General features: G+C 58.7%; 19 protein-coding genes and 1 pseudogene. 9 read left to right on the top strand and 11 right to left on the bottom strand.

Annotated elements, in window-relative coordinates:
- A pseudogene (locus ACIP1X_RS23875) lies at positions 1-121 on the bottom strand (HU family DNA-binding protein); the annotation flags it as partial.
- Between the two features lie 519 nt (positions 122-640).
- On the opposite strand from ACIP1X_RS23875, the gene yejK reads away from it, so the two are divergent.
- Positions 641-1,645 (top strand): nucleoid-associated protein YejK, encoded by a 1,005-nt coding sequence (yejK, locus tag ACIP1X_RS23870; RefSeq protein ID WP_053117368.1) that lies wholly within the window; start codon positions 641-643, stop codon positions 1,643-1,645.
- Entirely contained in the window at positions 1,645-1,995 is a 351-nt protein-coding gene (locus tag ACIP1X_RS23865) for a glutaredoxin family protein (RefSeq protein WP_400755425.1), read from the top strand. Before yejK ends, ACIP1X_RS23865 begins: the two co-directional genes overlap by 1 nt.
- Before the next feature lie 99 nt (positions 1,996-2,094).
- Here the strand turns inward: ACIP1X_RS23865 and ACIP1X_RS23860 are convergent, their stop codons facing one another.
- From ACIP1X_RS23860 to ACIP1X_RS23840, 5 genes are all read right to left on the bottom strand, one after another.
- Positions 2,095-3,030: a glutathione S-transferase family protein gene (locus tag ACIP1X_RS23860; RefSeq protein WP_053117363.1), complete on the bottom strand. Its 936-nt coding sequence runs from the start codon at positions 3,028-3,030 to the stop codon at positions 2,095-2,097.
- A gap of 84 nt (positions 3,031-3,114) precedes the next feature.
- On the bottom strand, positions 3,115-3,417 hold the full coding sequence (locus ACIP1X_RS23855; RefSeq protein ID WP_008083651.1) for a GIY-YIG nuclease family protein: 303 nt from the start codon (positions 3,415-3,417) through the stop codon (positions 3,115-3,117).
- Between the two features lie 39 nt (positions 3,418-3,456).
- The gene (locus ACIP1X_RS23850) at positions 3,457-3,927 is read right to left on the bottom strand and encodes a nuclear transport factor 2 family protein (protein ID WP_400755423.1); all 471 of its coding nucleotides are present in this window, start codon (positions 3,925-3,927) and stop codon (positions 3,457-3,459) included.
- Between the two features lie 210 nt (positions 3,928-4,137).
- A complete protein-coding gene (locus tag ACIP1X_RS23845; protein WP_053117354.1) occupies positions 4,138-5,442 on the bottom strand; it encodes a CynX/NimT family MFS transporter in 1,305 nt (434 codons plus the stop codon).
- On the bottom strand, positions 5,432-6,091 hold the full coding sequence (locus ACIP1X_RS23840; RefSeq protein WP_053117351.1) for a FadR/GntR family transcriptional regulator: 660 nt from the start codon (positions 6,089-6,091) through the stop codon (positions 5,432-5,434). Before ACIP1X_RS23840 ends, ACIP1X_RS23845 begins: the two co-directional genes overlap by 11 nt.
- A gap of 166 nt (positions 6,092-6,257) precedes the next feature.
- Here ACIP1X_RS23840 and ACIP1X_RS23835 point away from each other — a divergent pair, with 166 nt between their 5' ends.
- Both ACIP1X_RS23835 and ACIP1X_RS23830 read left to right on the top strand, forming a co-directional pair.
- A complete protein-coding gene (locus ACIP1X_RS23835; RefSeq protein ID WP_400755421.1) occupies positions 6,258-6,569 on the top strand; it encodes a type II toxin-antitoxin system MqsR family toxin in 312 nt (103 codons plus the stop codon).
- On the top strand, positions 6,566-7,054 hold the full coding sequence (locus ACIP1X_RS23830) for a type II toxin-antitoxin system MqsA family antitoxin (protein WP_400755419.1): 489 nt from the start codon (positions 6,566-6,568) through the stop codon (positions 7,052-7,054). Before ACIP1X_RS23835 ends, ACIP1X_RS23830 begins: the two co-directional genes overlap by 4 nt.
- A gap of 52 nt (positions 7,055-7,106) precedes the next feature.
- Here the strand turns inward: ACIP1X_RS23830 and ACIP1X_RS23825 are convergent, their stop codons facing one another.
- From ACIP1X_RS23825 to ACIP1X_RS23810, 4 genes are all read right to left on the bottom strand, one after another.
- The gene (locus ACIP1X_RS23825) at positions 7,107-7,871 is read right to left on the bottom strand and encodes an amino acid ABC transporter ATP-binding protein (RefSeq protein ID WP_053117341.1); all 765 of its coding nucleotides are present in this window, start codon (positions 7,869-7,871) and stop codon (positions 7,107-7,109) included.
- Positions 7,872-7,881: 10 nt separating this feature from the next.
- The gene (locus tag ACIP1X_RS23820; RefSeq protein ID WP_008080192.1) at positions 7,882-8,979 is read right to left on the bottom strand and encodes an amino acid ABC transporter permease; all 1,098 of its coding nucleotides are present in this window, start codon (positions 8,977-8,979) and stop codon (positions 7,882-7,884) included.
- A gap of 10 nt (positions 8,980-8,989) precedes the next feature.
- The gene (locus tag ACIP1X_RS23815) at positions 8,990-10,171 is read right to left on the bottom strand and encodes an amino acid ABC transporter permease (protein WP_400755417.1); all 1,182 of its coding nucleotides are present in this window, start codon (positions 10,169-10,171) and stop codon (positions 8,990-8,992) included.
- Positions 10,172-10,237: 66 nt separating this feature from the next.
- Positions 10,238-11,269, bottom strand: coding sequence for an amino acid ABC transporter substrate-binding protein (locus ACIP1X_RS23810; protein ID WP_400755415.1), 1,032 nt, complete (start codon positions 11,267-11,269; stop codon positions 10,238-10,240).
- Between the two features lie 468 nt (positions 11,270-11,737).
- Between ACIP1X_RS23810 and ACIP1X_RS23805 the strand changes: the two genes are divergently transcribed.
- The 5 genes from ACIP1X_RS23805 (at position 11,738) to ACIP1X_RS23785 (ending at position 17,078) form a co-directional block, all read left to right on the top strand.
- Positions 11,738-12,394, top strand: coding sequence for an alpha/beta hydrolase (locus ACIP1X_RS23805; RefSeq protein ID WP_053117331.1), 657 nt, complete (start codon positions 11,738-11,740; stop codon positions 12,392-12,394).
- A 96-nt stretch (positions 12,395-12,490) separates the two neighbouring features.
- The gene (gene rhlB / locus ACIP1X_RS23800) at positions 12,491-13,972 is read left to right on the top strand and encodes an ATP-dependent RNA helicase RhlB (RefSeq protein ID WP_159815597.1); all 1,482 of its coding nucleotides are present in this window, start codon (positions 12,491-12,493) and stop codon (positions 13,970-13,972) included.
- A 141-nt stretch (positions 13,973-14,113) separates the two neighbouring features.
- A complete protein-coding gene (locus ACIP1X_RS23795; RefSeq protein ID WP_400755413.1) occupies positions 14,114-15,058 on the top strand; it encodes an ornithine cyclodeaminase family protein in 945 nt (314 codons plus the stop codon).
- Between the two features lie 172 nt (positions 15,059-15,230).
- Positions 15,231-16,358 (top strand): NAD(P)/FAD-dependent oxidoreductase, encoded by a 1,128-nt coding sequence (locus ACIP1X_RS23790; RefSeq protein WP_400755411.1) that lies wholly within the window; start codon positions 15,231-15,233, stop codon positions 16,356-16,358.
- A gap of 93 nt (positions 16,359-16,451) precedes the next feature.
- The gene (locus tag ACIP1X_RS23785) at positions 16,452-17,078 is read left to right on the top strand and encodes a transcriptional regulator (protein WP_064393297.1); all 627 of its coding nucleotides are present in this window, start codon (positions 16,452-16,454) and stop codon (positions 17,076-17,078) included.
- A 265-nt stretch (positions 17,079-17,343) separates the two neighbouring features.
- Here the strand turns inward: ACIP1X_RS23785 and ACIP1X_RS23780 are convergent, their stop codons facing one another.
- Positions 17,344-18,120, bottom strand: a complete 777-nt coding sequence (locus ACIP1X_RS23780) for an ABC transporter substrate-binding protein (RefSeq protein WP_212544015.1) — start codon at positions 18,118-18,120, stop codon at positions 17,344-17,346.
- Between the last annotated feature and the right edge of the window lie 329 nt (positions 18,121-18,449).

The following is an 18,449-nucleotide window of genomic DNA, read 5'->3' as shown; positions in this document are numbered from 1 at the left end:
CGGCGTTGTTGATCTCGCTGTTGAGGTTGACCATCTGCCCGCCGACGTTACGCGCGGTGGTTTTCGGCGCGTCGATAGCTTCAGCGATGTCGGCGATCAGTTGGTCTTTAGTAAGAGCCATGTAGTGTTCCTTCCCTATCAAATTCATATGGATTGCAGAGTGCAGTGTCAGCCATCGAGCCCGATCTTCTGGATCTGGCACCCTCGGCGATAACCACGACGAGTCGGGTTATAGATACCGAAATCAGGGTTTGGTTCGACCTGACAAATGCTGATTGCACGCTTAACGCAGTGACTTCGCGTAAGACCGGGCAAAACTAGCACAGAGACAAGGAAATATCCGCCTCTAGCTACCCATTTGGTCAGCTTTATTGCTCTAAACCGCGAAAAAACTGCATAAGCCCGGTCGCACGCCCCGGTTTTACCCTACAACCCCACGTTTACGCTGCCGCTGACGCGGTTTCCCGCTTATGTAGGAGCTGCCGCAGGCTGCGATCTTTTGATCCTGTTTTTTTAAAATGCCAGATCAAAAGATCGCAGCCTGCGGCAGCTCCTACAACAGGCCCGTGCCGAGAATCGGGTACACTTAGCGCTTTTTCGGGGGAGCCTGCCCTCCTCCCTTCCAACAGCCGAGAAGCCCATGCCGATCCGTCATTGCATCGTCCACCTGATCGACAAAAAACCCGACGGCACGCCCGCAGTTCTGCACGCCCGTGACACGGAACTGGCCGAGTCCGCGGCCATCGAGAACATGCTCGCCGACCTCAACGAGAGCTATAACGCCAAACAGGGCAAAGCCTGGGGCCTGTTTCACCCGGAATCCGGCGCGTTCCCGTTCAGCGGCTGGCTGAAGGAATACATGGAGGGCGGCAAGGACTTCACCGCATTCAGCAAAGTCGCGGTCGAGCACCTGCAGAAGCTGATGGAAGAGTCGAATCTGTCGGTCGGCGGCCACGTGCTGTTCGCGCATTATCAGCAAGGCATGACTGATTACCTGGCGATCGCCCTGCTGCACCACAGCGAAGGCGTGGCGGTGACCGACGAGCTGGACGTGACCCCGTCGCGCCACCTCGACCTCGGCCAGCTGCACTTGGCGGCGCGGATTAACGTCTCCGAGTGGCAGAACAACAAGCAGTCCAAGCAGTACATCTCGTTCATCAAGGGCAAGAATGGCAAAAAGGTCTCGGAATACTTCCGCGACTTTATCGGCTGCCAGGAAGGCGTCGACGGCCCGGGCGAGACGCGCACGCTGCTCAAGGCCTTCAGCGATTTCGTCGAGAGCGAAGACCTGCCGGAAGAGTCCGCGCGCGAGAAAACCAAGACCCTGGTCGATTACGCCAGCAGCCAGGCCAAACTCGGCGAGCCGATGGGCCTGGAAGAACTCTCCGAGCTGATCGACGAAGAGCGCCCGAAAGCCTTCTTCGATCATATCCGCAATAAGGACTACGGCCTGTCGCCAGAGATTCCAGCGGACAAACGCACTTTGAATCAATTCCGCCGCTTCACCGGCCGCGCCGAAGGCCTGTCGATCAGCTTTGAAGCGCACCTGCTGGGCTCTAAGATCGAGTACGACGAAGAGGCCGGCACGTTGGTGATCAAAGGTTTGCCGACGTCGCTGACCGATCAGCTGAAGCGGCGCAACTGATGCTCGCCAATGTGTTGAAGAAGGTCGCGCTGGTTCTGCTGGTGGTCGTGGTGTATCAGAACTGGGGCAAGATCGAGCGGGTGTTCAATCCGTCGCAGATGGTTGCCGAGCAGACGCGGGCGCAAGCCAACGTCGTGCTTTACGCCACCGACTGGTGCGGTTACTGCAAGCAGACCAAGCGTTTTCTCGACAGCAAGGGGATTCCGTTCAAGGAGTTCGATATCGAGAAGGATGCCGAAGCGCGCAAGGCGTATGAGGCATTGGGTGGACGCGGGATTCCGTTGATTGATGTCAACGGCACCTTGATTCGCGGGTTTGACCCGGACGAGATCCTCGCCGCCCTGAAATAAAAATCTGTAGGAGCAAGGCTTGCCCGCGAAGAACGATAATCCGGTTTATCAGAGACACCGCGTCATCGTTCTTCGCGAGCAAGCTTAGCTCCTACAGATTTAGCGGGCCTCGATGCGGAAGCCGAAGCGTGGGAAGTGCACGTGCACCACGCCGCCGCGCTCGTCTTCGCGACGAATGATCAGCTCTTCGCTACCGGCAAACAGCAACTCACCGACGACTGGATCAACACCGTAATCCGTCGCCGAGATCGCCACTTGCTGGCCTGCCTTGAAACCATTCGGGTCGATGAACTGCTCTTTCGGCAGATCCGCTGGCGTCGCACTGCGTGCAACTTCCAGCGCTTCCTCAGAGGTCATCGCACTCGCCGCGCCATGACCAAAGCCCAACACTCGACCCAACCAGGCAGAAACAGCCGGATACTCATCCACCAACGGCGCGGTGACGTGAGTCGCTTTGAGGAACCACAGCGGATGCGCCAGTGCGAAGTCGGCAATCGACGGCTCGCCGAACAGGAAGTCGCCCTGCTCGCGCTGCAGTTGTTGCTCCAGACGCAGCATGATCGTCGGCCATTGATGCTTGGCCTGCTCAGCGGACAAACGTGTGGCGCTGCCGCCACTGAACAAACCGGCGCGGTCAGCCATAAACGCTTTGATCGCTTCCGGCGGCAGCTTGCCGAAACGCACGGCTACCGATTCCGGCTGAAACACCAGGCTCACCGCATGTTGAAACACCACCGAATCAACCCAGGTGGCGAAACTCGCGGTGGTCATTTCCTGGCCTTCAGGGAAAAAGCTCGGCAGGGCTTTTTCCTGCTCCAGGCGACGGGCGATCAGTGAAGTGTCGCAGTAGATGTCGGCGCCGATTTGCAGCACCGGGGTTTTACGATAGCCGCCAGTCAGCGCGGTCAGATCCGGCTTGGGCATCACTGGCGAAATGTGCACCGAGCGCCACGACAAGCCTTTGAAACCCAGCAGCAGGCGGGCCTTCTCGGCAAATGGAGAAGTCGGGTAATGATGCAGAATCAACTCGGACATGCTCGGCTCCGCCGCTCAGAAAGTGAGTCGGCAGCTTAGCGCGCATTTGCTTAGCAGCCTACAGATCTGGCTGATGGGAACCGATCAGTCAGATTGATAAGACGCGACCAGGCATTCCTTGGCGCTCTTGCGCAGTTTTTTGATCAGCCGTTCCTGACGCAAAGCATCGCTTTTATCGCGACAAAGCTCGGTGTAGACCAAAGCCATCGCCGGGCTAGAGAGGAAGAACCGCGCGCCTTTGCCGCTTTGATGCTTGGCGAAGCGGCGCACCGGGTCGTCGCTGATGCCGCAGTACAGCGAACCGTTGGCCGCGCGAACGAGGTAGACGAACCAGGACTTGCTCACCGGTTCGGCCACATCGACAGATTTTTCGCTAAGGCTGGTCACTTCGGGATCAAGACGTGTAGGAAACAGGCGGCGATCTTATCAGCGACCGGCCTGAAATGCCTTCAGTCCCTTCGACGCCTGCGCACGCACGGCGTTGCGTACCAGAGGCGTCCAGCCCAGCAGCAGACCTTTGAAACCCAGAGCCTGACGCGACCAGCGCCACAGATCGAAATGATCGTGGTGCTCGCAGATCTTGCCGTCACGGAAGACGAAGCAGGCCTGGATATCGTTGATCACGACGTTGCCGGTCTGGCTGAACAGGTACGTCGCAACCCAGTGCGCGCCGCCGCTGCGCTCATCAGCGCGGACGTTGTCGAAGGTCAGGGAGAAGTCTTTGGCGCGGGTGGTGAGCATGCGCCACATGTCGCCGGCATCGCGCCCGCGCAGTTCGCCGAAGGCCGGATCGCTGAACACCACGTCATCGGTGTAGCACGCGGCCATGGCCTCGGCATCCAGACGTTTGAAGGCTTCGTAGAAGCGGGTGATCAACGCGCTGTGGGCTTCGCTCATGGGCAATCTCCAAAATAGGTACAGATTGCCAGCACGATAATCCGCAATACGAAGAAACACTATCGGCATTCGCACACCGAATACCAACTACACACAAAATTAATGTGGGAGCGAGCCTGCTCGCGAAAGCGGCGTGTCAGTCAACACAGATGTTGAATGTTAAATCGCCTTCGCGAGCAGGCTCGCTCCCACATTTTGAAATCAGTGGATTCAGATTCTTTCGCTTTGCACTTGCACGTACAGCGCTCGCCCGGCGCCGAGGCCGGCGATGATCGCGCCGGTGCCGATGATGCCGAAGATCCAGCCCACCGCATTCCAGCCGCCCGTCCAGTCATGCACCACACCGACCGCAAACGGCCCCATCGACGCCAGCGTGTAACCGAAGCCTTGGGACATGCTCGACAGGTTCGCCGCGACGTGCGAATCGCGCGAACGCAAGACGATCAACGTCAACGCCAGACTGAACGTACCGCCCTGCCCCAGGCCCAGCAGAATCGCCCAGCCCCACAAGCCTTCGATCGGCGCATACAGGCAACCGAACAGGCCACCCAGGGTCAACGCCATCACCACGACAATTGCCAGTCGCTGATCCTTGCCGCGAGTGGCCAGCCAAGGCGCGGCCAGCGAACTCGCGAGCTGGATGATCACCGAGCCGGACAACACCAGCCCTGCTTGCGTCGGGGTCAGCCCGCGACCAATCAGGATCGACGGCAACCAGCCGAACACGATGTACGCCAGCGACGATTGCAGGCCCATATACAACGTCACTTGCCACGCCAGCGGATCACGCAGCAAACCGCGCACGCGATAGGCGACGTTGTGTGCGCCGTGTTTCTGCCCGACCTGTGGCAGCCAGAACAACGCCGCCACCAGCGCCGGGATGACCCAGAAGCCCAGGCCAATTGTCCAGTCTCCGCCAAAATGTTCGCTCAACGGCACACTGGTGCCCGCCGCCATTGCCGCACCGAGGCACAGCGCCATGGTGTAGACGCCGGTCATGGTGCCGGCGTGTTTGGCGAAGTCGCGTTTGACGATACCCGGCAGCAATACGCCAACAATGCCGATGCTTGCGCCGCCCAATACGCTGCCGGCGAACAAACCGATTTCACCGAAGCTGCTACGCAAAATGATGCCGCAGGCCAGCGTCAGCAGGATGCCCAGCACCACGCGTTCGGCGCCAAAACGTCGCGCCAGAATCGGTGCGAGCGGTGCGAACAAACCGAGGCACAGCACCGGCAGCGTGGTCAGCAAACCGGCCTGCGCCGCCGACAAGCCGAGGCTCTTGGAAACGTCGCTGAGCAGCGGCGCCATGCTCGACAGCGCCGGGCGCAAGTTCAACGCCACCAGAATCAGCCCCAGCAGCAACAGCCACGGCCGGCGCACCAGCGGATGGCTTTGTTGTACCTGCTCGTCATCGGCCTCGGCGTCGATCAGCAGCTCTTCAAGCTCTGCCGTGCGTTTCGGGGTTGTGGATAGCTCACTGCGGGACATGGATTTCTCGGTTTCAAGGTTCATTGATCAACTGCCTCGACAAGGCTTTGGCCCGTTCCGGGTCGCGTTGTTCGACGGCATCGAGCAACTCGATGTGCAGGTCGAACACTTCCTGACGGCGCGGGACGATGTTCAGGGTCTGGCGCAATTGCGCGCCGACGATGCTGGAGAAATAGCGATACAGCTCGCTGAGGGTCGGGTTGTGCGCGGCGTCGACCAGTCGGCGGTGGAACACCAGATCGCAGGCGATGTAGGTGTCGAGGTCGCCATGGTAGTGACTGCCGCTGGTGCCGAGGGCTTCGCGCAATGCGGCGAGGTCTTCATCGGTGCGACGCAACGCCGCCAGACCGATCGCCTCGACTTCGAGGATGTGCCGGGTTTCCCGCGCCTGCTCCAGCGAGCAACGCGACAACGCTTTCAGCGTGTCGAGCGGATCAACCAGCGCGCGCAAATAGCTGCCGTCGCCCTGGCGAATCTCGATCAATCCGGAAAACGCCAACACACGCATGGCTTCGCGCACGGTATTGCGGCTAATGCCCAACTCAGCGCAGAGCTCGGGTTCGGTCGGCAAGCGCTCGCCGACCTGCCAGGCACCGCTGTTAATGCGCTGGCGGAGTTGATCCAGGGCCTGATCGACCAAGGATCGTTTGATGAGTGGAGAAATGTCTGACATAGGATTCGCCCTTTCATCCAATCATAGGATGAATTTTCCGACATGTTAGTCAGACCCATGTAGGACGGCAACCACCTAGGGTTAAAAGGCGACACATGGAGCGGCATTTTCGATTAGTGAAAATTACCCTTTAAGGGTAATTTCAGGGACAGGGTTTTGGTTTCTTATGGAAAAGAACACACCCCATTATGAGCTGGCGGTGATCAAGGCTGAGGTCAGGCGGTTAGGTCAAAAAGCTTCCACCAAAACTTCGGTCAAATCAGCTCAGAAGCTCGGCTTCAACCTCAGCGAAATGCTAGAGATCGTCTTCGAGCTGCAAACCAGGATGTTGTACAAATCGATGACTACTTATGACGATCATCGAATCCGGCAAGACGTGTATCACATCAATTCACGAGATCAGGAGATTTACATCAAGGTGACCTACCGCCCCGGCGGCGGCCCACCGGTAATCTCTTTCAAGGAGAAAAACCCATGAAAACCCAGCAATGTGTCAGCTGCGGTGCACGTGAGGGAATGAGGCATTTCCAGGGTCGCGGAGAAACCCTGAGTGTCAAAGGCATGGAGCGCCGAGTAGACGATCTGTCCGGTTGGGAGTGCCAGAAGTGCGGTGAAGTGGAATGGGATTTCGACAGCGATAGTGCAGAGCGTTACTGCAACGCCGGTGACGAGTTGGTTCTCGCTGCCAGACAAATGATCGGCGCCGAGATGAAACGCATTCGGCGCAAATTGCACCTGACGCAAAAAGAGACGGTGCAATTGCTCTCCGGTGGCGGGCATAACGCGTTCTCTCGTTACGAGCGTGGCGAGCTACTTCCACCCAAAGCATTGGTGCTGCTGATGCGTTTGCTGGATCGACATCCCTACATGCTCGTCGATATCCAGACCTTGGCTGAAGGCGCAGACCTGCGCGGTTTCAAGCACACCGTCCACAAAGAACACGAAACCCTCACCGTCTCCTGACCCCAAAAAAACAAACCCGGCACAAGGCCGGGTTTGATTTACGCAAAAACCATCAATGCAAAATCTGACTCAAGAACAGCTTCGTCCGCTCATTCTGCGGGTTGTCGAAGAAGTCATTTGGCGCAGCCTGTTCAACGATCTCACCCTTGTCCATGAAGATCACGCGGTTCGCCACAGTCCGCGCGAAGCCCATTTCGTGAGTCACGCAAAGCATGGTCATGCCGTCTTCTGCCAGACCGATCATGGTGTCGAGCACCTCTTTCACCATCTCCGGATCGAGCGCTGAAGTCGGCTCATCGAACAGCATGATTTTCGGTTTCATGCACAGGGCGCGGGCAATCGCTACACGCTGTTGCTGACCACCGGACAGTTGCCCCGGGAATTTATGCGCCTGCTCCGGAATGCGTACGCGCTCCAGGTAATGCATGGCGATTTCCTCGGCCTTGCGCTTGGGCATCTTGCGTACCCACATCGGCGCCAGGGTGCAGTTCTGCAAAATGGTCAGGTGCGGGAACAGGTTGAAATGCTGGAACACCATGCCGACTTCGCGGCGGATCGCTTCAATCTGCTTGAGGTCGTTGGTCAGCTCCACGCCGTCGACAACGATGCGCCCCTGCTGGTGTTCTTCCAGACGATTGAGGCAACGAATCGTCGTCGATTTACCGGAACCCGACGGGCCGCACAGGACGATACGCTCGCCTTGTTTGACGTTGAGGTTGATGTCTTTCAGCACGTGGAACTGGCCGTACCACTTGTTGACGCCCTGCATCTGAATAATGCCTTCAGGGCTCACAGGCTTTTTGATTACTTCACTCATCTCAAAACTCCTAACGCTTGTGGCCAGTGTCGAGCTTGCGTTCCAGATGCATGGAATAGCGCGACATACCAAAACAGAAAATCCAGAACACCAGGGCGGCGAACACGTAGCCTTCGGTGGCCATGCCCAGCCATTTCGGGTCGGCAGCGGCTTGCTTGACGCTGTTGAGCAAGTCAAACAGGCCGATGATGATCACCAGACTGGTGTCCTTGAACAGCGCAATGAAGGTGTTGACGATGCCGGGGATCACCAGCTTCAGGGCTTGCGGCAGAATCACCAGGCCCATCGAACGCCAGTAACCGAGGCCCATCGCCGCAGCCGCTTCGTACTGACCTTTGGGAATCGCTTGCAGACCGCCGCGCACCACTTCAGCGACGTAGGCCGACTGGAACAGGATTACGCCAATCAGTGCCCGCAGCAGCTTGTCGAAGTTCATGCCTTCAGGCAGGAACAGCGGCAGCATCACCGAGGACATGAACAGCACGGTGATCAACGGCACGCCGCGCCAGAATTCGATGAAGGTCACGCAGACCACACGAATCGCCGGCATGTTCGAGCGTCGACCCAGCGCCAGCACAATCCCCAGCGGCAAGGCGCCAGCGATACCGACAGTGGCGATCACCAGGGTCAGCATCAGGCCGCCCCATTGGCTGGTCGCCACCTGTGGCAGGCCGAACACGCCGCCGTGCAGCAGGCACCAGGCAACAATCGGGTAGATCACGAGAAAGCTCAGCCCGTACACCGCTTTACGCGGGAAGCGCGAGATGAACAGTGGCGCCACGCCGATTACCGCCAGCCACACGGTCAGGTCGACGCGCCAGCGCCATTCAGCCGGGTAATAGCCGTACATGAACTGGCCGAAACGCTGCTGAATGAACACCCAGCAGGCGCCGTCCTTGGTGCAATCGGCGCGGGTGGTGCCGACCCAGTTGGCATCAATGATTGCCCAACTGAGGATCGGTGGCACGACGAGATAAATCAGGTAGAACGCAAACAAGGTCAGCAAGGTGTTGAGCCAGCTGGAGAACATGTTCGCGCGCATCCACGCCACCACGCCGATGCTGCTGTTCGGTGGGGGCATGTCGGGTTTGAAAGTATGAGTACTCATGCGCTTTTCCTTACCGCTCGATCAGCGCAATGCGCTTGTTGTACCAGTTCATCAGCAAAGAAATGCTGATACTGATCGCCAGGTACACGCTCATGGTGATGGCAATCACTTCGATCGCCTGACCGGTCTGGTTAAGCACGGTGCCGGCGAATAGCGAAACCATTTCCGGGTAACCGATACCGGCCGCCAGCGAAGAGTTTTTCGCCAGGTTGAGGTATTGGCTGGTCAGCGGCGGAATGATCACGCGCAGGGCTTGCGGGATGATCACCTTGCGCAAGGTCGGGCCGTTGCGCAGGCCGAGCGAACGCGCCGCTTCGGTCTGGCCGTGGCTGACCGACTTGATCCCCGAACGCACGATCTCGGCGATAAACGCTGCGGTGTACACGGTCAGGGCCAGGGTCAAGGCGAGCAGTTCCGGGATCAGCACCCAGCCACCGACGAAGTTGAAACCTTTGAGCTCGGGCATTTCCCAGTGCAGCGGAGCGCCGAAGATCAGTGCGCACAAGGTCGGGATCACCAGCAGAATCGCCAGGCCCACCCAGAACTTGTGGAACGGCACGCCGGTCGCTTCAAAGCGTTTGTTGGCCCAACGGCACATCAGCACGATGCCGACGATGGCCACCACGATGCTGATCACGAACGCCCAGAAACCATCAGCGGCCAGCGCCGCCGGCATGTTCAGGCCACGGCTGCTGACGAAGAAGGTGTCGCCGAAGTTATGGCTGTTGCGCGGCCCCGGCATGGTCAGGAATACCGCGAAGTACCAGAACAGGATTTGCAGCAGCGGCGGAATGTTGCGGAAAACTTCCACGTACACCGTCGCCAGTTTGCTGATGATCCAGTTCTGCGACAGCCGTGCCACACCGATGATGAAGCCGAGAATCGTCGCCAGAATCACGCCGATCACTGTCACCAACAAGGTGTTGAGCAAACCGATAACGAAGACGCGGGCATAACTGTCCGCTTCGGTGTAGTCGATCAGGTGTTGAGCGATGCCGAACCCGGCACTGCGCTCCAGAAAGCTGAAACCGGAAGTGATGCCCCGGTGCTGCAGGTTGGTTTGCGTGTTGTCGAACAGAAACCAGCCCAGCGAAACCACCGCGACAATCGTGATGATCTGGAATAGCCACGCACGCACTCGTGGATCGCTGAGGCTGAGCCTCTGCTTAGGTGCGCCGATTGAATTTTGCATGAAGTGCCCCGCAAAAAATGGAACAAGAACATCACCCGGCGGTTGGCCCGCCGGGCGATAGAACCATTAGCGCACTGGTGGTGCGTACTGAATGCCGCCGTTGTTCCACAGGGCGTTCAAGCCGCGGTCGATTTCCAGCGGAGTGCTCTTGCCGAGGTTTTTCTCGAAGATTTCGCCGTAGTTACCGACTTGTTTGACGATCTGTACTACCCAGTCTTTCGGCAGTTTCAGGTCTTTGCCGTATTCGCCGTCAGCACCGAGCATACGAGCGACGTCCGGGTTTTTGGTCGACTTGGCTTCGGCTTCGACGTTTTTCGAAGTGATGCCGGCTTCTTCGGTGTTGAGCAGCGCGTAGCCAACCCAACGCACGATGGCCAGCCACTCGTCGTCGCCATTACGTACGACCGGACCCAGGGGTTCTTTGGAAATGGTTTCCGGCAGAACCACGTAGTCCTTCGGCGCTGCCAGCTTGCTGCGCTGGGCGAACAGTTGCGATTTGTCGGAGGTCAGCACGTCGCAACGACCGGATTCCAGCGACTTGGCGCTTTCATCGGAGGTGTCGAAAGTGATCGGGGTGTATTTCAGACCGTTGCCACGGAAGTAGTCGGAAACGGTCAGCTCGGTGGTGGTACCGGCCTGGATGCAGATGGTTGCACCGTCCAGCTCTTTGGCACTTTTCACGCCGAGCTTATTGTTCACCAGGAAGCCGATGCCGTCGTAGTAGGTAATGAAGCCCGGGAATTTCAGGCCCATGCCCGCGTCACGTGAACTGGTCATGGTGGTGTTGCGCGACAGGATGTCGATCTCGCCGGACTGCAGCGCGGTGAAGCGCTCCTTGGCGTTCAACTGACTGAACTTGACCTTGGTCGCGTCGCCGAATACGGCAGCGGCCACAGCGCGGCAGACGTCAGCGTCGATCCCGAGGATCTTGCCGGTTGCATCCGGTACCGAGAAGCCCGGCAGACCGTCGCTCACGCCACACTGCACGAAACCTTTCTTCTGCACTGCATCCAGGGTTGCACCCGCCTGAGCGAACCCGCTGACACCGAGTACTGTTGCTGCAGTCACGATGGCCAGGGTGGATTTCAACATCTTCATTCAAACCTCCAGTTTTGCTCTTGTTGTGTCGGAGCTTGAGTCCAGTCGCACCCTTTTGAGGCGGTGTTGACCCTTGTTGGCTTTTTATTGGGTCAACCGACGTAAGACCTTCGCTATGAGTCTAGTAGGAGAAGATCCACAAAATGGATCACTCACTTCTCACCAATCGGCCGAACGGGCGGTAGCCCTTTCACGTTCGCGAAGCCCGTAGCGGCCCTTGGCGAACATCCATCACCGGATTTTTTGCAATCCCGGCCCACGGGGTACACTGATAGTGTTACCGCCAGGCGCGAGATCGGTTGCACGCCTGAAGCCATAGCAAAGCCCGTACCACACCGTTCGCTGAAGCGCTTTAGCGACAGGTCAATAGCAAAACTTGTACCCTTGCGACATCTTCTTAACAGATCAATCGGGCGCGCCCTTCAATCACGCACTCAATGAGAGCGCCCGCACACAATTGGAGCAGCCATGACCGAGCCCTTGATTCTTCAGCCTGTTAAGCCCGCAGACGCCTGCGTGATCTGGCTGCACGGCCTCGGCGCCGACCGCTACGACTTCCTGCCGGTGGCCGAGGCGTTGCAGGAAAGTTTGCTGAGCACGCGTTTTGTGCTGCCGCAGGCGCCGACACGTCCCGTTACGATAAATGGCGGATATGCCATGCCGAGCTGGTACGACATCAAAGCCATGAGCCCGGCGCGTGCGATCGATCGCGATGAGCTGGAAGCGTCGGCGGATCGCATCATCGAATTGATCGAAAACGAGCGGGCCAGCGGAATAGACGCCTCGCGGATTTTCCTCGCCGGTTTTTCCCAGGGTGGTGCCGTGGTGTTGCACACCGCTTTCTTGAAATGGCAGGGGCCGTTGGGTGGCGTGCTTGCGTTGTCGACGTATGCGCCGACGTTCAGTGATGAGCTGGAGTTGTCGGCCAGTCAGCAGCGGATTCCGGTGCTGTGCCTGCACGGTCAGTTCGATAACGTGGTGCAGAACTCGATGGGCCGCAGTGCTTACGAGCACTTGGTGAAGCATGGTGTCACCGTGACATGGCAGGAATACCCAATGGAGCACGAAGTGTTACCCGAAGAAATTCGCGACATTGGCGTCTGGTTGAGCGAACGTCTGCGCTAATCGCGACAGCATTGCCTGCCCGTTGATCATCACACTACGCCGCGCCCGTTTCTTGCATTACACTGGCCGGCGTACATTCCTTAACCAATTGATGAGATGACCGTGCTCGAAGCACTCAAGAAAATGTTCGGTAAAAGCGAGGCTGAGCAGCTCGCGCCAGTTCCCAGTGCGCCGTCGCACGCCCCCGGTCATCGCCACGATGCGCCCCAGGCCGACCGCCCCGCTGCCGTAGCAGCACCGAAGCAAGACCCGCAACCCGCTCCGGCCGCGCCCATCGCCGCCGAGCCTGCGCGCAGTGAAGAGCCGAAACCGGCCAGACCGCGTCGCGAACCGAAGCCCAAGGCATCGGTCATTCCGTGGAAACTCGAAGATTTCGTCGTCGAGCCACAAGAAGGCAAAACCCGTTTTCACGATTTCAAACTAGCGCCAGAACTGATGCACGCCATTCAGGATCTGGGCTTCCCGTATTGCACGCCGATCCAGGCGCAGGTGCTGGGTTTCACCCTCGCCGGCAAAGACGCCATTGGTCGCGCGCAGACCGGCACCGGCAAAACCGCCGCGTTCCTGATCTCGATCATCACTCAGTTGCTGCAAACACCGCCGCCGAAAGAACGCTACATGGGCGAACCCCGTGCGCTGATCATCGCGCCGACCCGTGAGCTGGTGGTGCAGATCGCCAAAGACGCCGCTGACCTGACCAAGTACACCGGCCTCAACGTGATGACCTTCGTTGGCGGCATGGACTTCGACAAGCAGCTCAAGCACCTCGAAGCGCGCCACTGCGACATTCTCGTCGCGACCCCGGGCCGCTTGCTCGACTTTAACCAGCGCGGCGACGTGCATCTGGACATGGTCGAAGTGATGGTGCTGGACGAAGCCGACCGCATGCTCGACATGGGTTTCATACCACAAGTCCGCCAGATCATTCGTCAGACGCCACCCAAGTCTGAACGCCAGACCCTGCTATTCTCTGCGACCTTCACCGAAGACGTGATGAACCTCGCCAAGCAGTGGACGACCGATCCGTCGATCGTCGAAATCGAAATCACCAACGTCGCCAACGAAAACGTCGAGCAACACATCTACGCCGTGGCCGGTGCCGACAAGTACAAACTGCTCTACAACCTGGTCAACGATAATGGTTGGGAGCGGGTGATGGTCTTCGCCAACCGCAAGGACGAAGTCCGCCGCATCGAAGAGCGCCTGGTGCGCGACGGTGTGAACGCTGCGCAGTTGTCCGGCGACGTGCCGCAACACAAACGTATCAAGACTCTGGAAGGTTTCCGCGAAGGCAAGATTCGTGTCTTGGTCGCCACCGATGTGGCCGGTCGCGGCATTCACATCGACGGCATCAGCCATGTGATCAACTTCACCCTGCCGGAAGTGCCGGACGACTACGTACACCGCATCGGCCGTACCGGTCGTGCGGGCGCTGATGGCGTGTCGATCAGCTTCGCCGGTGAGGACGACTCCTATCAGTTGCCGTCCATCGAAGAGAAGCTCGGTCGCAAGATCAGCTGTGAAACGCCACCGACGCATTTGTTGCGTGCGGTAGAGCGCAAGCGTCCGCAGCAGTAAGCGACGCTAAAAAGGAAAGCGCAGCCGGTAACGGACTGCGCTTTTTTTTCGTCTGGATTTTTTGCCGCAGGTGCTTGCCCGACAAAACTAAAAGTCCATAATGGACAAACAAGTTTAGTTTTTTTGTCTGCGGAGTCTGAAATGTCCAGTACGCCCTACGTGATCGACCAAGCCCAGGCCCGTGAGTTGCTGGCGCGTATCGATGTGCCGCAGATCTTGCGCAAGCTGTTTCGTGATCTTGCCAACGGCAAAGCCGTGCAGCCGGCGCAGCAACTGGTCGAATTCCCGCAGGGTGCTGGCGACTTCATCAACTATCTGGGCGTGCTGGCCGAGGATGGCGTTTACGGCGTGAAGACCTCGCCGTACATCGTTCGCGAACAAGGTGCGCTGGTGACAGCGTGGACGCTGTTGATGTCGATGAAAACCGGTCAGCCATTGCTGCTTTGTGATGCCGGTGAACTGACCACTGCGCGAACGGCGGCGACCACAGCGGTGGCGGTTGATGCGCTCGCGCCTCTGGACGCTAAACATTTGGCGATCATTGGCAGCGGCAAGGTTGCACAGGCGCATCTGCATTACGTGAAGTCGCTGCGTGACTGGCAGAGCATCAGTCTGTATTCGCCAAGCCTGTGCGCTGATACTCAAACCCAGGCGCTGTTGAAAGCCATCACGCCCAATCTGAAGATCACCGACAGCCGCGAAACCGCCTTCGTGGATGCGGATGTGATCATGCTTTGCACCTCATCGGCGGGCCCGGTGATTGACCCCGCTGAGTTGAGCAAACCGGCGCTGATCACCTCGATCAGCACCAACGCTCCGCGCGCCCACGAAGTGCCGCCGCAGAGCCTCAACGACATGCAGGTGTTCTGCGACTATCGGCTGACCACGCCGGGGTCGGCGGGTGAAATGCTGATTGCCAGTGAGCAGCATGGCTGGAGCAAGGATGCGATCGTTGGTGACCTCGCTGACCTGCTCAGTGAAAAAGTGCAGCGCCCGGGTTACGACCGTCACGTGTTTTTCCGTTCAATCGGTTTGGGCCTGGAAGACATTGCCCTCGCCAATGCGGTGTATCACCTGACCCACTAACACCAAAAATCCCCCTGTAGGAGCTGCCGAAGGCTGCGATCTTTTGATCTTGATCCTGAAAAAAACAAGATCAAAAGATCGCAGCCTTCGGCAGCTCCTACAGGGATCGCATTCTGATTGGGGAGTTGCCAATGGCAGATCCCAGAGAGCCACGATAGCTTTGGAGTTTTTCATGAGCCAGGCAGATTTCATCATCATCGGCGGCGGGATTGCCGGCGCTTCCACCGGGTTCTGGCTGTCGCCGCAGGCTAAAGTCATCGTGCTCGAACGTGAGTCGCACCCGGCCTATCATTCCACCGGACGCTCTGCCGCCCTATTCACCGCAGCGTACGGCACGCCGCAAGTCCGCGCCCTGACCCAAGCCAGCCGCGCATTCTTCGATAATCCACCCAACGGTTTCTGTGAACACCCACTGCTGACCCCACGTGGCGAAATGACCGTGGACTTCACCGGTGACAACGCCGAACTCAACAACCAATACCTCAGCGCCAAAGCCACAGTCCCAGAGATGCAACTGCTCACTGCCGACGAAGCCTGCGCGCGCCTGCCGATCCTGCGCCGGGAAAAAGTCCACGGCGCGATCTACGACCCGAGCGCCAGCGACATCGACACCGACGCCCTGCATCAGGGCTACCTGCGTGGCATCCGACGCAACCACGGCGAAGTCCACACCGATTGCGAAGTGCTCGGCCTGAGCCGCGACGCCGACGGCCTCTGGCACGTACAAACCAACGGCCAGAACTTTAGCGCGCCAGTGATCATCAACGCCGCCGGCGCCTGGGCCGACAAGATCGGTGCACTGGCCGGTGCCAAACCGCTGGGCCTGCAACCGAAACGCCGCGCTGCATTTATCTTTGCCGGCCCCGAAGGCGTCGATATTCATCACTGGCCGATGCTGGTCAGCCTCGACGAGTCCTTCTATATGAAGCCCGACGCCGGTATGTTCCTCGGCTCACCGGCCAACGCCGACCCGGTCGAACCCCACGACGTACATCCGGAAGAAATGGACATCGCCATGGGCATCTATCAGATCGAAGAAGCCACCACGCTGACCATCCGCCGTCCGACCCGCACTTGGGCCGGCCTGCGCAGTTTCGTCGCCGACGGTGATCTGCTCAGCGGTTTCGATCCGCAGGTGCCGGGGCTGTTTTGGGTCGCGGCGCAGGGTGGTTACGGCATCCAGACATCGCCGGCGATGGGCCAGGCCAGCGCGGCGCTGGTTCGCGGCGAACCTTTGCCTGAGCACTTGCGCAACTTCGGCCTGAGCAGCGCCATGCTCTCCCCTGCCCGCCTCGCTTGAATGCCCGTCAGGATGACTCGCTCAACGGATTGCGGCACACTCGCAGCGCCTCCTGTTCACGGGGGCGCTGACGCTGCCTGGAGCTCCACTGTCATGACCGCCCCCGAATTCGATCCGGCGCTGGATAACTTCCGCGCCATCGCCGACGCCATCGCCACGCTGTTCTTTCCGCACGCCGAAGTGGTGCTGCACGACCTGCGCACGCAGAAGGTCGATTACATCGCCAACAACCTGTCGAAACGCGAGATTGGCGACGACTCATCGCTGGAAGACATGCTCAGCGAGGATGTCAGCGACAGGAACATTGGCCCGTACGAAAAGCTCAACTGGGACGGTCAGAAGATTCGCAGCTTGAGCAGCGTCCTGCGCGACAGCGAAGGTTTGCCGTTGGCGGTGCTGTGCATCAATCTGAATATTTCGCTGTTCGAGAATGCCAAGGCGGCGCTGGATCTGTTCCTGTCGCCGAGCAAACTGATCCCGCAACCGGATTCACTGTTTCGCGATGACTGGCAGGAACGCATCAACACCTTCCTCCACGCCTGGCTGCGCGAGCGGCAGTTGAGCCTGAATGTGCTGACCCGCGATCACAAACGCGAACTGGTGCTGGCGCTGCACGCCGAGGGCGCGTTCAAGGGCAAGAGCGCCTCGAACTACGTGGCCAATGTGCTGAACATGGGGCGGGCGACGGTGTACAAGCATTTGAAGGAAATGAAGGGCTAGGATCCAGCAGTTGTATTGCCTGATCTGGCCCTTTCGGGAGCAAGCCCCCTCCCACATTGGAATGCGATCCCTTGTGGGAGGGGACTTGCTCCCACATTGGAATGCGATCCCCTCTGGGAGGGGGCTTGCTCCCACATTGGAATGCGATCCCCTCTGGGAGGGGGCTTGCTTCCACATTGGAATGCGATCCCCTCTGGGAGGGGGCTTGCTTCCACATTGGAATGCGATCCCTTGTGGGAGGGGGCTTGCTCCCGAAGACGGACTATCAGTCGCCGTAAATGTCGGACTTGAAATACTTCTCGGAAATCTTCTGGTATTCGCCACTCGCGCGAATGCCATCAATCGCGCCATTCAACTGGCTGACCAGTTCCGCATTGCCCTTGCGCACCGCAATCCCCGCGCCCTCGCCGACGTACTTCGGATCCTTCAACTCAGGCCCGACAAACGCATAGCCCTTGCCACGCGGCATCGTCAAAAAGTCATTCAGCGGAATGGTGTCAGCGAAAATCGCATCCAGCCGCCCCGCCGCCAAATCCATGTAGATCTCTTCGTTGTTGCTGTAGCGCTTGACGTTGATGCCCTTGGGCTCGAACACCTCGGTGGCGTAACGATCGGTGGTGGTCGCACGCTGAACGCCGACGTTCTTGCCTTTGAGGCTGGCGTATTGATCGTCTACCGTGGCGCCTTCTTTCATCACCAGACGCGACGAGGTGAAGTAATACTTGTGGGTGAAATCCACTGACTTCTTGCGGTCTTCGTTGATGGTCATCGACGACAGCGCCATGTCGATCTTCTTCACTTTCAGCGAAGGAATCAGACCGTCGAACTCACCTTCCACCCACACGCACTTGACCTTCATCTGCGCGCACAGGGCGTTGCCGATGTCGTAGTCGAAACCGACGATTTCGCCCTTGTCGGTTTTCGAGGCGAATGGCGGGTAAGCGGCTTCGATGCCGATGCGCAGGGTTTGCTCGGCGGCGAACACGCTGGCGCAGGACAACAGGCTGAGGGCCAGACCGGTGATGAGGGGGAGTTTCTTCATGTTCGTTCTCTCGCGGGTTGTTGTTGGTTTGGCAAGACGAAGAAGAGCAGTTGCTAACGGGGAGCTACGAGCGGCAAGACTGAAGCTTTTCTGTACTTGGAAATCCATATTGGACTCATAGGTACAAGTCGTCAATCAGGGAGAAGAGAGTGTCTGCGAGGTTTTTTGGTGTTGCAGATGGCCTCTTCGCGAGCAAGCCCGCTCCCACATGGGATTTGTGAACGACACAGATCCAATGTGGGAGCAACTGTCTTGATACCCTTTATTTTGAATGCAGGGTGATAGGCAGCTGATCTCCCACAGCCCATAGCCGTGCATTTTTTCCCAGA

The sequence above is a fragment of the Pseudomonas sp. NPDC088885 genome, from assembly GCF_044750025.1.
In the GTDB taxonomy this organism is placed as follows: Bacteria; Pseudomonadota; Gammaproteobacteria; order Pseudomonadales; family Pseudomonadaceae; genus Aquipseudomonas; species Aquipseudomonas rustica.
Note: the sequence above shows the minus strand (reverse complement) of the source record. Positions and strands in the feature narration are given on the sequence as shown.

Coding starts and splice junctions, on each gene's coding strand:
- yejK (WP_053117368.1), top strand. CDS start 641: ATGCCGATCCGTCATTGCATCGTCCACCTGATCGACAAAAAACCCGAC.
- ACIP1X_RS23865 (WP_400755425.1), top strand. CDS start 1,645: ATGCTCGCCAATGTGTTGAAGAAGGTCGCGCTGGTTCTGCTGGTGGTC.
- ACIP1X_RS23860 (WP_053117363.1), bottom strand. CDS start 3,030: ATGTCCGAGTTGATTCTGCATCATTACCCGACTTCTCCATTTGCCGAG.
- ACIP1X_RS23850 (WP_400755423.1), bottom strand. CDS start 3,927: ATGAGCGAAGCCCACAGCGCGTTGATCACCCGCTTCTACGAAGCCTTC.
- ACIP1X_RS23845 (WP_053117354.1), bottom strand. CDS start 5,442: ATGAACCTTGAAACCGAGAAATCCATGTCCCGCAGTGAGCTATCCACA.
- ACIP1X_RS23840 (WP_053117351.1), bottom strand. CDS start 6,091: ATGTCAGACATTTCTCCACTCATCAAACGATCCTTGGTCGATCAGGCC.
- ACIP1X_RS23835 (WP_400755421.1), top strand. CDS start 6,258: ATGGAAAAGAACACACCCCATTATGAGCTGGCGGTGATCAAGGCTGAG.
- ACIP1X_RS23830 (WP_400755419.1), top strand. CDS start 6,566: ATGAAAACCCAGCAATGTGTCAGCTGCGGTGCACGTGAGGGAATGAGG.
- ACIP1X_RS23825 (WP_053117341.1), bottom strand. CDS start 7,871: ATGAGTGAAGTAATCAAAAAGCCTGTGAGCCCTGAAGGCATTATTCAG.
- ACIP1X_RS23820 (WP_008080192.1), bottom strand. CDS start 8,979: ATGAGTACTCATACTTTCAAACCCGACATGCCCCCACCGAACAGCAGC.
- ACIP1X_RS23815 (WP_400755417.1), bottom strand. CDS start 10,171: ATGCAAAATTCAATCGGCGCACCTAAGCAGAGGCTCAGCCTCAGCGAT.
- ACIP1X_RS23810 (WP_400755415.1), bottom strand. CDS start 11,269: ATGAAGATGTTGAAATCCACCCTGGCCATCGTGACTGCAGCAACAGTA.
- ACIP1X_RS23805 (WP_053117331.1), top strand. CDS start 11,738: ATGACCGAGCCCTTGATTCTTCAGCCTGTTAAGCCCGCAGACGCCTGC.
- rhlB (WP_159815597.1), top strand. CDS start 12,491: ATGACCGTGCTCGAAGCACTCAAGAAAATGTTCGGTAAAAGCGAGGCT.
- ACIP1X_RS23795 (WP_400755413.1), top strand. CDS start 14,114: ATGTCCAGTACGCCCTACGTGATCGACCAAGCCCAGGCCCGTGAGTTG.
- ACIP1X_RS23790 (WP_400755411.1), top strand. CDS start 15,231: ATGAGCCAGGCAGATTTCATCATCATCGGCGGCGGGATTGCCGGCGCT.
- ACIP1X_RS23785 (WP_064393297.1), top strand. CDS start 16,452: ATGACCGCCCCCGAATTCGATCCGGCGCTGGATAACTTCCGCGCCATC.
- ACIP1X_RS23780 (WP_212544015.1), bottom strand. CDS start 18,120: ATGAAGAAACTCCCCCTCATCACCGGTCTGGCCCTCAGCCTGTTGTCC.